This is a genomic window from Helcococcus kunzii ATCC 51366 (genome assembly GCF_000245755.1).
GTDB lineage: Bacteria > Bacillota > Clostridia > Tissierellales > Peptoniphilaceae > Helcococcus > Helcococcus kunzii.
In genome coordinates this window covers 386,915-399,694 of the sequence record NZ_JH601088.1, presented here as the reverse complement: position 1 = coordinate 399,694, position 12,780 = coordinate 386,915, and the positions used below count along the sequence as shown (strand labels likewise).

General features: G+C 29.9%; 9 protein-coding genes. 1 reads left to right on the top strand and 8 read right to left on the bottom strand.

Translation table 11 applies throughout. The features are described from left to right. Window positions 1-17: 17 nt before the first annotated feature. The 7 genes from HMPREF9709_RS01690 to HMPREF9709_RS01665 all read right to left on the bottom strand — a co-directional run bounded on the left by HMPREF9709_RS01690 (window position 18) and on the right by HMPREF9709_RS01665 (window position 11,383). Entirely contained in the window at window positions 18-1,757 is a 1,740-nt protein-coding gene (locus HMPREF9709_RS01690; RefSeq protein ID WP_005397333.1) for a potassium-transporting ATPase subunit KdpA, read from the bottom strand. 15 nt (window positions 1,758-1,772) lie between these two features. After that, window positions 1,773-1,850 carry a K(+)-transporting ATPase subunit F gene (kdpF, locus tag HMPREF9709_RS10405; RefSeq protein ID WP_083831401.1) on the bottom strand — a complete coding sequence of 26 codons (78 nt, stop codon included), beginning with the start codon at window positions 1,848-1,850 and terminating at the stop codon, window positions 1,773-1,775. A gap of 287 nt (window positions 1,851-2,137) precedes the next feature. Then, the gene (locus HMPREF9709_RS01685) at window positions 2,138-2,836 is read right to left on the bottom strand and encodes a response regulator (RefSeq protein ID WP_005397331.1); all 699 of its coding nucleotides are present in this window, start codon (window positions 2,834-2,836) and stop codon (window positions 2,138-2,140) included. Beyond that, the gene (locus tag HMPREF9709_RS01680; protein ID WP_005397329.1) at window positions 2,829-5,510 is read right to left on the bottom strand and encodes a sensor histidine kinase; all 2,682 of its coding nucleotides are present in this window, start codon (window positions 5,508-5,510) and stop codon (window positions 2,829-2,831) included. The genes HMPREF9709_RS01685 and HMPREF9709_RS01680 overlap by 8 nt, the downstream gene beginning before the upstream one ends. Window positions 5,511-6,431: 921 nt before the next feature. After that, the gene (rho, locus tag HMPREF9709_RS01675) at window positions 6,432-7,829 is read right to left on the bottom strand and encodes a transcription termination factor Rho (protein WP_005397325.1); all 1,398 of its coding nucleotides are present in this window, start codon (window positions 7,827-7,829) and stop codon (window positions 6,432-6,434) included. 238 nt (window positions 7,830-8,067) lie between these two features. Next, window positions 8,068-8,934, bottom strand: a complete 867-nt coding sequence (fba, locus tag HMPREF9709_RS01670; protein ID WP_005397323.1) for a class II fructose-1,6-bisphosphate aldolase — start codon at window positions 8,932-8,934, stop codon at window positions 8,068-8,070. Window positions 8,935-9,001: 67 nt separating this feature from the next. Beyond that, window positions 9,002-11,383, bottom strand: coding sequence for a glycogen/starch/alpha-glucan phosphorylase (locus HMPREF9709_RS01665; protein WP_005397321.1), 2,382 nt, complete (start codon window positions 11,381-11,383; stop codon window positions 9,002-9,004). A gap of 117 nt (window positions 11,384-11,500) precedes the next feature. On the opposite strand from HMPREF9709_RS01665, the gene HMPREF9709_RS01660 reads away from it, so the two are divergent. After that, on the top strand, window positions 11,501-11,944 hold the full coding sequence (locus HMPREF9709_RS01660) for a deoxycytidylate deaminase (protein WP_005397319.1): 444 nt from the start codon (window positions 11,501-11,503) through the stop codon (window positions 11,942-11,944). A gap of 46 nt (window positions 11,945-11,990) precedes the next feature. Here HMPREF9709_RS01660 and HMPREF9709_RS01655 read toward each other — a convergent pair whose 3' ends face one another. Beyond that, entirely contained in the window at window positions 11,991-12,776 is a 786-nt protein-coding gene (locus HMPREF9709_RS01655; protein ID WP_005397316.1) for a hypothetical protein, read from the bottom strand. Window positions 12,777-12,780: the final 4 nt, after the last annotated feature.

The window sequence follows — 12,780 nt, the reverse complement described above, 5'->3', positions numbered from 1 at the left end:
TCATTCTCCATTTTCAATTAAATAACTAAATGTTCAGCAATTGGTCCAAGTGCTAAAACTGGGAAAAATGTTAAAGCTGCAAAGATATATACTATGAAAACTAGTATAATTGCAAAACTTACATTGTCAGTGAGTAGTGTACCTAATGATTCATTAACAAATTGTTTTTTCATTAGAGAACCAGCTATAGCCATCTGTAATATTATTGGTAAATATCTTCCTAAAAACATTACTAGACCAGTTGTTATATTCCAAAATATTGTATTATCTGAAAGTCCTTCAAATCCTGAACCGTTATTTGCGGCAGAAGATGAAAATTCATATAATACTTGTGATAATCCATGTGCCCCTGGGTTTGTAATACCTGCAAGACCTGGTTTTGTTGCAACAGCTAATGCAGAGAAACCTAGGATTATTAGTGGATGAATGATAATTACAAAGGAAGCTAATTTCATTTCTCTTCCTTCAATTTTTTTGCCTAAGTATTCAGGTGTTCTACCAATCATTAACCCACAAATGAATACTGCTAAAATAGCGTAAGTAATCATGTTCATCAATCCAACACCAGCACCACCAAAGATAACATTTAACATCATATTTAGAATGGTTACCATTCCTCCGATTGGAGTTAATGTATCATGCATATTGTTTACTGTACCCGTTGTAAATGATGTTGTTGTTGCAGAGAATAGTGAAGATTGAGCTATACCAAATCTCACTTCTTTTCCTTCCATACTGCCCATATCTTGGCTTAATCCAACTTTTGATAAAGCTGGGTTTCCTTGATTTTCTGCATAGAATATTAAGCCTAAGCTGATGATAAATAAAATACTCATAGCTAAAAATATGCTTCTTCCTTCTGCACCAAAGATTTTTGATGTCAAGCTAATTTTTGTATTAAATTTATTGTTTGTATTCATTTCTTTTTTTCTGTCTGATAACATTTTACCGAACGTAATTACACATGCACCTGGTAAAAGCATCATTGAGAATAATTCAATTAAGTTTGAAATGATTGTTGGGTTTTCAATTGGTGTTGAGGAATTTGCTCCTAAGAAACCACCACCATTTGTACCTAAATGCTTAATAATTTCTAGAGATGCTACTGGACCTGTTGCAATGATTTGTTTTGCACCTTCAATAGTATCTACTATAATATTTTTTGATAAATTTTGAGGTACACCTTGCCATACTAATAACAAACCGCCAATAATTGAGAATGGTATTAATATATGCACTATCACTCTTACAAGATCTTTATAAAAGTTTCCAACATTTTCTTTTGTTTTACCAACTAGAGCACGTATAAACGCTATACATGCTGCATATCCACTTGCTGCAGATACAAACATCATAAATGTGATAACTACCATTTGTGATAAATATGAAAGTGATGATTCACCTGCATAGTGTTGAAGGTTTGTATTTGTCATAAAACTTATTATTGTATTAAATGAAAGTGTTTCTTCCATATTTCCAATTGAATTTGGATTTAAGAAAGGAATACTTTGAATTCTTAAAATTAAATATCCTACAATTATCATTGCGAAATTTGTAGCTAATAAAGAAAGAGTGTATTTTTTCCAATTCATTTCTTCATTATTGTTTATTCTGCAAATTCTAAAAATTAATTTATCAATAGGATTAAATATCTTATCTACGAATGTTTGTTTTTCAGACATCACACGATATACATACAATCCTATTGGTATAACCAATAATATATAAAATATTATTGCTAAAACAATTTGTAACATAATTTTCTCCTCATACTAAAATTCTTCTGGATTTAAAAGTGCATAAAATAAATATCCAAATAACAATAAAACTATAATTCCTAATATTATCATCTTGTCCTCCTATTCATTCAAATCCACTCTTTTTCTACACCAGTAGACAAAATATTTCATTGAAATAAAACTAACCAATAAAATTAATATCATTAGTAAATCCATCATAATTAATCCTCTCCTAAAACTTATACTTTATTTACCAATATATATTAACAATATTTATATGAATGTATTCTTAAGATAATAAATCGGATATTAAGATTGTATTAAGATTGAAAATTAACAAAAAAATAAACTAATGTAAAACCTATTTGATTTACATTAGTCTATTTTTATTTTATATTTTATTGTTTTATCATTCTATATCCAACTCCTATATGAGTTTGAATATATTGAGGAATTGAAGGATCTTTTTCAATTTTCTTTCTTAAATTTGCCATAAAAACTCTCAATGAAGGTAAATATGCACTAAGTGTATCTCCCCAAGCTTCTTTTAATATATAGTTATGAGTTAAAACTTTTCCTGTATTTTTTGATAATACACATAGAAGCTTGTATTCAATTGGTGTTAGATGAATCTCTTCGCCTTTCATATACGCACATCCTGCAGCATAATCAATAGATAAATCTCCATTTTGATATACAGAACTTGTATTCATAAGATTCTGTTCATTTTTCCAAATTCTTCTCAAATTTACACGAATACGTGCTAAAAACTCTTCTATACTAAATGGTTTAGTAAGATAATCATCCGCCCCCGCATCTAAAGCTTCCACTTTGTCTTCGTCTTCGCTTCTTGCACTCACAACAATTATCGGCAAATTACTCCATGATCTAATTTTTTCAATAATTTGTACACCATCCATATCAGGCAACCCCAAATCTAATACAATTAAATCCGGATTATATGAGAGCGCATCTCTTACCGCTTCAGTTCCTGTTTTTGCAGCATGATAAGAATAATCTTGAGTATCTAAAGTTGTTCGTATCAAATTTGTAATAGCAGGATCATCTTCAACTACTAAAATTTTTGGCTTATACATAATTTATTTCTACCTCCTCTAAAGGTAATGTAAATGAAAAAATCGCTCCACTAGGTGTATTGTCTCTTACAAATATTTGCCCCCCATGTGCTTCAACAATTGACTTACACAAACTTAGTCCAAGACCCAAACCTCTTCTGCTGTCAGCACTTTTATCGATTACACTTGAAGTATAGAACATATCAAAAATATGTGCTTTACTTTCATCAGATAATCCATAACCATTATCAGAAATTTTAATCAAAACATCATCATTTATTCTTTCTGCAGATAGAATAATTGTTGAACCCTTTGGAGTATACTTCACAGCATTATTAATAATATTAATAATCACTTGAATTATTAAATGCGCATCCATTTTCGCCATAAGCATATCATCATAAAGTTTTACTTCTAAATGATGTTCTGATATCTTTCTATCTACATGCAATATCGCTTCATCAAATACTTCAGAAATCAATTCAGCATTCATTTTTATTTGCATCTTATCTTTGTCTATTTTTGTAATTGCGAGTAGATTTTCAGTAAGGTTTTGCAACCACATAGAATCATCATAAATAGAATAATATATCTCATTTTTCTTTTCTTCGGTTAATGAAATTGTCTTTTCCATCAAAACAGCAGCATTACCACTTATACTGGTAAGTGGAGTTCTAAAATCATGAGAAATAGCCCTTAATAAATTTGCTCTTAGTTGTTCTCTTTGCTTTTCTATTTCAACATTTTGCTTTTCTATTTGAAGTTTTTTTCTTTCTAAAACCAAACCACATTCATCAAGGATAGCTATCATTAAATTCTTTTCTATAGTTTCCAATTGTGGATAGTTGGTAAATGGTATCCCTACTATCGCCATTACTTCTTGATTTCCTCTAACTGATAAATATAAATTTTGAGCATGAGATAATGTATTGGTAGTTGCTCCAGCATGTTTATCGTTTTTTGCTACCCAATATGCAACTCCCATCTCTTCTTGATTCATGTCATTCATTATATTTTCAGTTAATTCTTTTGGATAAACCCTAAACTCAAATTTATGGTCTTTTTTTACTAAAGAGTAAAGAATTGGCCTTTTCAATATAGTCTTAATCTGTTCAACAGCAATTTCAATGATTTGATCATCACTCTGTCCTTGTTGCAATCTCTTATTGCTACTCATAAGAACAGAAGTATAATATGCTCTTTGCGCGGATTCTCTCGCTTGAATCTTTACTCTCGCTGCTAATGTAGATGAAATCACACTAGATAAAAGCATAATTGAAAATGTAACAGGATAATTTACATCAAATGCCATTAATGAAAATCGAGGTATTGTAAAGAAAAAGTTAAACACGATAACACTAAATATCGAAACTAAAACTCCATAAATATATCCCTCAGTAACAATCGCCGTTACCAAAACACTTATCAAATATACGATAATGATATTTGATTCGCTTAATTTCCATTCATAAAAAATAAAGCTAATTACAGTTGCTACCATCAAAATCAGAAAAGTTTTTAATAAATCACTCCAACTAAACTTTTCTCTAATTCTTTTCCTTATTTTCTTTTTAATATTTTTAGAATTAATATCTGGAATAATATAAATATCAACATCATCTAAAAAATTAGTTAATCTATCAATCAAAGATTTACTACTTATTGAAAAAGGTGTTTTTTGCTCACTCATTCCTATTACAATCTTAGTAATACCACTAATTTTCGCATATTCGCTTATCTGCTTTGGAATGTCTTCCCCATAGACAGTTACAATTTTTGCCCCCAATTGTTCAGCTAGATGCATATTTTCTCTTAATTTTTTTATTGACTCACTATCTAATCCTTTTGTTTCTGAAGTTTCAACAAATAACGCTGTAAAACTACCATGAAATGCATCTACCATACGTGTAGCAGTTCGAATAACTTTAGGATTTGAAGCTGACGGAGAAAGACAAACCAACACATGCTCAGTCGCTTTTAACGTTGTCTTATTTTCTTCTTTTTGTGCTTTCTTACTCAATTTATCAGCAATAAGACGTATAGCAATCTGTCTTAAAGCTTCCAATTTATCTTCAGTAAAAAAATTATTAAGCGCTTGATCTACTTTATTTTTTTTATATATCTTCCCAGCATTTAACCTAACGATTAAATCTTGAGGTTCAATATCTACTAGCTCAACTTTGTCCGCTAAATCAAAAACATAATCTGGAATTCTCTCATTTACAGAAACATGAGTGATGGATGCCACTAAATCATTTAATGACTCTATATGTTGAACATTAACAGTTGTATATACATTAATTCCTGCTCTCAATAATTCTTCAACATCTTGATATCTCTTATTATGTCTTAATCCCTTTGCATTACTATGTGCTAATTCATCAACTAAAATTATCTGTGGATACCTTTGTAAAGCTGCATCTAAATCAAACTCTTTTAGTTTAATCCCCTTATATTCCACAACTTTTTCATCTAATTTTTCTAAACCATCCAATAAAGCAATAGTATCCGGTCTTGCATGAGGTTCTATATATCCCACAACCACATCAATTCCTCTATCTTTTGCATCATGAGCGGCCTGAAGCATAGCATATGTTTTTCCTACACCCGCAGCATATCCGAAAAATAACTTAAGCTTTCCAGTTTTTTTTTCTTTAGTATCAATTTTATAATACTCATTAAAGTTTTCAGGCATACACTCCTCCTATTCAGCTAAATTATAGCACATTATATAAATTTGAAATATTAATAAATTCATTACAGTATTAAGATTATATAAAGATGAACAAATTTAGCAAATTAGGTTTTGTAGTAATATATTTGATTTTTTTGTAATGAAGTTTTGGTGTAGTGGAAATCTGAGAGATTAAGTGAGCAAAAAATTGGAGAGGCAATTATGTTTAAGATATTTCCTGATTATTTCCAGTATATCGTTTTAATCAAGAAATTCACGTATAAAGTAATTATTACATGTGTATTTCTAAATACTTTATTTACACATGTAGAGTTTTTAACCATTTTACATGTATATTTTAAGATTTTCTTTTTACACATTTAAAATTTTTGAACCTCTACTTATGTAATTGCAATTTTCCATTTTAGATATATAAGATTTTTAACAGTCTTACATGTCTAATCGCCATATTCCTCTTCACACATGTAATCACAATCTTTTGTTTACATGTGTATCTCCAAGTTTTCCAATTACACATGTAATTATAAGAAAATTTGTACATGTGTATTTCTATTTTTACCATTCACACATGTAATCGTAGATTATCCCCCCATATTTTTATTTCACGACAGCAAATGTTGATGCACATTTTTAAACATGAAAAAACCCCATCGTCCTTTTGGATTTGGGGTTACTTCAAAGCAGTTAACTGCTTTTTGGAGTTAATTATGATGAAAAAGAATAAACAATTTGTGCCAGTCTTAAATTTATCTATCTTTTACACTCTTATAATACAAAATTATTGAAGAGTTGTCAACGTTTTCCAATATATTTTTTGAAGAATTTTTGGATATAAAAAAGCCGAGATTTAATAATCGCTAAATTCTCGGCTTTTTGAAAGGATTTTCAAATTTTTTTATTAAAGTTTTCACAAAATAAATGTTAAATATTTTTAATAGTTTTTACAAGGTCGTTATTATCTTTACTATTTTGGAATAATTTGATTAATTGGGTTAGACTTTGATCGACTCTTTGGTCTTTATTCATACGTCTTAATTTTATAAAGGCTTCTCTTTCTTCATCAGTTAATAGTAAGTCATCTCTTCTTGTACCACTCTTAATGATATCTATTGCTGGGAAGATTCTAAGTTCAGAAAGGGATCTATCTAGATGAAGTTCCATATTTCCTGTACCTTTGAACTCTTCGTATATCATATCATCCATTCTTGAGCCTGTGTCGACTAAGCATGTGGCAAGAATGGTTAATGAACCGCCCTCTTCAATATTTCTAGCAGCACCAAAAAATCTCTTTGGTTTGTGTAGAGCTAGCGGGTCTAAACCACCAGAAAGTGTTTTACCTGATGATGGAGTTAAAATATTGTATGCTCTAGCCATTCTAGTGATGGAGTCTAGAAGTATGACAACATCTTTTCCTTCTTCAACAAATCTTTTAGCTCTTTCAAGAGTCATTTCTGAAAGTCTAGCGTGGTTTTCAACTTGCTCATCAAATGTTGAAGCTATTATTTCCGTTTTAAATAGTTTTCCTCTCTTTGCGGTGAATTTATTGACTGATCTTTCAATATCTGTAACTTCTTCAGGTCTTTCATCAATTAAAAGAATGAAGATTTTCACTTCAGGATGATTTTTTTCTATCGCATTTGCAATATTTTTTATAATGGTTGTTTTCCCTGATTTTGGTGGTGAAACTATTAAACCTCTTTGCCCTTTTCCAATTGGTGCAATCAAATTAATCATTCTATTTGTAATATGATTTTGTTGATCTTCTAAATTTAAAAGTGAAGTTGGATATATTGGTTTTAATGTTTCAAAATCGTTTCTTTTATTGGCATTTTCCGGACTATTTCCATTAAGTGCTAACACATAAATTAATGGTGGAAATTTTTCCTTATCATCGGTTGGTCTAATCAATCCTTTTACATAATCACCTGTTTTAAGCTTAAATCTTCTAATTTGTGTCGGAGAAACAAATACGTCACTTTCTCCTGATTCAAATTTATCGGATCTTATAAATCCATAACCATCACTTAAGACTTCTAATAAACCTTCTATTTCAACGGTATCATTATTGTCTTTTTGAGAGTTTTCTCTATTATTTTTTTGATTGTTTTTATTTGAGTGATTTGATTGATTTTTTTCTGTATTATCTGATAATTGTGAATTATTTGAACTTTCTGATTTTGAATTATTTTCAGCCTGAGTTGCCTTTATTACATTAATTAGTTCTTCCTTATTATATCTCGATATAGACTTTATCTCTAGCTCTTTAGCGAGTTCTCTTATTTCGGTTAGTCTCATTGATTTTAAATTATTTATATCCATTTTACCTCTATCTTCTAGAATGATTGATTATATCCATCCTTCTTTATTTTTATATTGAAATTATCGTATCTCTATCTTGATTATATATTATATTGATTAGCTTATTAAATCAAATTATTTAATATTTAAATTAGTTCAACAATATCGGCTGGATATAAAATCCAACAGATATTGTTGAGCCTTTAAATTAATACAACAGCTATACCAATTGGTACAGCTGTTGTACAGATATTATTAATTATGCTTGATTTGCTGATCCAAAGATTTCAATCTTTTCTTTAACCATTGCAATAATAGCTTCTGCAGGTTTTGCTAAGATCTTTCTTGGGTCAAAGCCTTTACCTTCTTTATCTTTTCCTGCTTCGATGTAATTTCTTACTTCTTCAGCAAATGCCCATTGTAATTCTGTGTTAACATTAACTTTTGAGATACCTAATTTAATAGCATCTTGTACCATTTCAGCTGGAATACCAGTACCACCATGTAATACCATTGGTACTTCTCCTACTGTTTTTTGGATTTCAGCTAAAACTTCTAAGTCTAGACCTTCCCAGTTTTCTGGGTATGCACCGTGAATATTACCAATACCAGCTGCTAAGAAATCAATTCCGCATTCTACTAATTGTAAACATTCTTGAGGGTCTGCAACTTCACCTCTACCGATAACACCGTCTTCTTCACCACCGATTGATCCTACTTCAGCTTCTACTGAAATACCTTTTTCGTGTGCTAATTTAACAATTTCTCTTGTTTTTTCTAAGTTTTCTTCAATATCATAGTGTGAACCGTCAAACATAACTGATGTGAAACCAGCTTCTATTGCTTTTTGTGCACCTTCGTATGAACCATGATCTAAGTGAATTGCAACTGGAACAGTAATGTTTAAGTCTGTCATTAAACCCTTTACCATACCAACAACTGTGTTAAATCCACCCATATATTTGTTTGCACCTTCTGAAACACCTAAGATAACTGGTGATTTTACTTCTTCACATGCAAGTAATATGGATTTTGTCCATTCCAAATTGTTAATATTGAATTGTCCTACTGCGTACTTTCCTTCTAAAGCTTTTTTTAACATAGCTCCTGCTTCTACTAATGGCATATGTCCTCCTAAAATTTTCTTTTGTTTACTCTTAAATTATACAACTAAATCTTTAATTTAACAAATATTATATGTGCCAAATTTCTTCTGCATATTGTCTAATAGTTCTATCAGATGAAAACATACCACTATTTGCCATGTTTATTAGACATTTTTTAGCCCATTCTTTTCTATTTCTAAAGTCAGCGTCAACTTTAGCTTGAGCTTCTACATATGAATCGAAATCAGCTAATAAATAGTATACGTCTGCTCTGTCGTTGTCTTTTGAATCAACTAAGCTATTGTAAATATCTAAGAAATGATTTGTACCATTATCTGAAATTTTTTCTTCTTTCAATAATGCATCAACAACTCTCTTAACATTTTCATTTTCTTCATAGATTTTAACAGGATCATAAGTTGATTCAATTTCTCTTATTTCCTCTTCTTTCAATCCAAATAGATAGTTATTATCTAATCCAGCTTCTCTGAAGATTTCAACATTTGCACCATCTAAAGTACCAAGTGTAACAGTAGCATTCATCATGAATTTCATGTTTCCTGTACCACTTGCTTCTTTTCCTGCAGTAGAGATTTGTTCAGAAATATCAGCTGCTGGGAATAGTTTTTCCGCATATGAAACTCTATAGTTTTGTACAAATACTACTTTTAATTTTTTGTTTACTTCAGGGTCATTGTTTATCATTTGACTTATTTCATTGATAAACTTAATGATACCTTTTGCTCTAAAGTATCCTGGAGCGGCTTTTGCACCGAAGATAAATGTTCTTGGGTAAATGTCCAAATCTGGATTTTCTTTTAATTCATAATACATATGAAGAATGTTAAGAGCATTTAATAATTGTCTCTTATATTCGTGTAGTCTCTTAATTTGAATGTCAAAGATTGAATTAGGATCAATTTCGATGCCTTCATATTTCTTAATATATTTAGCTAATTGAACTTTCTTTTCATGTTTTATTTCATTAAATTTATTTAACACTTCTTCATCATCTTTGAATTTTTCTAATTCTACTAATTTTGTTAAGTCATGTTTCCATTCTTCATTTCCTAATAATTCATCAACATATGAAGTTAACTCTGGGTTAGCATATTGTAACCATCTTCTTGGAGTTACCCCATTTGTCTTGTTATTGAATTTTTCAGGATATAGCTTGTACCATTGATTTAATGTTTGATCTTTTAAGATTTGTGAATGTATCTCAGCAACACCATTGATACTTGTTGACAAGTAAGTTGCTAAAAATGCCATTTCTACATAATCATCCCTTACAATTCTATATGGTTCCATTTCTTCAATTGTGTAGCCTTCATTTTTTAATGTTTCCATTAATCTTCTATCAATTTCTTTGATAATATCAACCGCTCTTGGTGAAACTTCATGGATTAAGTCTAAGTTCCATTTCTCTAAAGCTTCTTGTAAAACAGTATGATTTGTAAATGCAAATACTTTTGATGCAACACCGAAGGCATCATCCCATGACATATTTTCTTCATCAAGTAATATTCTAATGATTTCTGGAATGGCTATCACTGGATGAGTGTCATTTAATTGAAATACATGATATTTGTCAAAATTTTTGAAGTCTGTATCTTCTGGATGTGCTTTTTTATATTTTTGTATCAATTCTTGTATGGAAGCTGATACAAAGAAATATTGTTGTTGCAATCTCAATAATTTACCCGCTCTAATATTGTCATTTGGGTAAAGTACTCTTGTGATATCTTCAGCTCTATTTTTTTCACTTAAAGATTTATCATATCTAAAATCATTGAAATCTTCAAAATCAAAACCACCATTTTCGATAGGTTCTGACTGCCATAGTCTCAATGTATTTACTACCCCATTTTCATATCCAACTATCGGAACATCGTACGGAACCGCTTTCACGCTGAAATTTCTAAAGTTTACAATTTGTGATTCACTTTCTTTCCTTAGTGACCAGAAATCTCCTCTTTCGGTCCATGCATCACCATATTCTTTTTGGAACCCATTCTCAAATCTTTGTTTGAAAATACCTTGTGAATATCTAACTCCATATCCGTGTAGATTTAGCCCTTCTGTCGCACCTGATTCCATAAAGCATGCTGCTAATCTACCTAGTCCACCATTACCTAATGCTGCATCATCTTCTTCGTCTTCTATTTCATCAAAATCAATGTCTAAATCTTTTAAAATTGATTTTACTTCGTCTAAAATACCTAAATTTAATAAATTATTTCCTAATGATCTACCAATTAAAAATTCTGCTGAAAAATAATATGCGTTTCTTTTATCTTTGTTTTGTTTATTTGTTTCTGTCCAATTTTTTGTAATCAAATCCATTATAGTTTCTGAAAGTGCACTATATTTCTCAAATCTGTCGGCATCTTCAAAACTTTTAACATATTTTCTTTCTAGATTGAGCTTAAATTGCTCCTTAAAATTCTGTTCGTTAAAATCCTTCATAAATCCTCCTGATAAAAATATTATTCAGCAAATTTATTATATCATAATATAAATAAAATTGTATTATATTAAGCTTATATGTGTTAGAATATAGATAAGTAATGCTTGGAGGTTATTATGAGAAGATCTTGGGAAGAATACTTTATGAATATTGCAGAAATTGTTTCAGAGAGAGGTACATGCGACCGCGCTTATGTTGGATGTGTTTTAGTAAACAAAGACAATAGAATTGTTTCTACAGGATATAACGGCTCTATTTCTGGTAATCCACAATGTGATGAAATTGGTCATAAAATGAGAGATGGACATTGCATAGCGACAATTCATGCTGAAATAAACGCACTTATCTACTGTGCTAAAGAAGGTATTTCAGTTAAAAATAGTGTGTGCTATGTAACGCATTTCCCATGCCTAAATTGCACTAAAGCATTGATACAGGCTGGTATATCAAAAATCATCTATAAAGAAGCTTACAGGGTCGATGAATACGCCTTAGAGCTATTAGACAATAACCATATACCTCATATTCAAATTGATGAATTTAAAAAGGAGCTATTGTAAAATAACTTTTTGATTATTTTGCAATAGCTCCTCTATTTAAGATAAATTATTTTAATTTTTCTTCTAATAATGGTCTATAGTCCATATTTTCTTGGTAAATATCTAATATTTTTTCTTCACCACGAACATAAATTAATGGTACTGATAAACTACCATCTAAAGTTTTTTCTTTTAATTCTTCGTCATTTTTAACATAATTAGTTAAATTTCTCGCAGTAATCATTGTCTTATCCATATCTTCTTTGATTTTATCCCATTTTGTACCAGATAAATCTTTTGTATAGACATTTTTCATAGCTTCATTTTGTTTTTCAGTATCGTTTAACTTTGAAATTGAATCCACAAAATTCTTATTTACAACTTTTACAATGTATTTACTTACTAATTCAGGGTCATTTTCCGCCATAGATAGAATAATTGATGACATAACATCTGAGTATGTTATTGCTGGATTTTTAGGATCGTCATTTTTTGTTCTACCTAAAAAAGTTAATGGCTTATAATTTATTAAAGTTTTTTCCCCCATAATTCCAAATAGATATGGGCTTGTTTTTTCTTCAATTTGCATACAAGATGGGCATAATGGATCAAAATACCACTCTACAATTTTATAGCCTTGAGTATCTTTTTTATCTACCACAACACCCTTATTATTTACAAAAAAACCTCCATTTTCAATATTTTTGTATTCAGATTTATCAATTTCATTAATTTTGATTTTTTCTTCAGAACTTTCCTTAGTGGATTCTTGCTCTGTTTCTTTATTATTTGAGCATGCTGACAATGCAAATAATAAAACAAATATTAGACTAATTTTTATTATCTTTTTCATATAA

Excerpts from the sequence above, each read along its gene's own strand:
- HMPREF9709_RS01690 (WP_005397333.1), bottom strand. The coding sequence starts at position 1,757 with ATGTTACAAATTGTTTTAGCAATAATATTTTATATATTATTGGTTATA.
- kdpF (WP_083831401.1), bottom strand. The coding sequence starts at position 1,850 with ATGATAATATTAGGAATTATAGTTTTATTGTTATTTGGATATTTATTT.
- HMPREF9709_RS01685 (WP_005397331.1), bottom strand. The coding sequence starts at position 2,836 with ATGTATAAGCCAAAAATTTTAGTAGTTGAAGATGATCCTGCTATTACA.
- HMPREF9709_RS01680 (WP_005397329.1), bottom strand. The coding sequence starts at position 5,510 with ATGCCTGAAAACTTTAATGAGTATTATAAAATTGATACTAAAGAAAAA.
- rho (WP_005397325.1), bottom strand. The coding sequence starts at position 7,829 with ATGGATATAAATAATTTAAAATCAATGAGACTAACCGAAATAAGAGAA.
- fba (WP_005397323.1), bottom strand. The coding sequence starts at position 8,934 with ATGCCATTAGTAGAAGCAGGAGCTATGTTAAAAAAAGCTTTAGAAGGA.
- HMPREF9709_RS01665 (WP_005397321.1), bottom strand. The coding sequence starts at position 11,383 with ATGAAGGATTTTAACGAACAGAATTTTAAGGAGCAATTTAAGCTCAAT.
- HMPREF9709_RS01660 (WP_005397319.1), top strand. The coding sequence starts at position 11,501 with ATGAGAAGATCTTGGGAAGAATACTTTATGAATATTGCAGAAATTGTT.
- HMPREF9709_RS01655 (WP_005397316.1), bottom strand. The coding sequence starts at position 12,776 with ATGAAAAAGATAATAAAAATTAGTCTAATATTTGTTTTATTATTTGCA.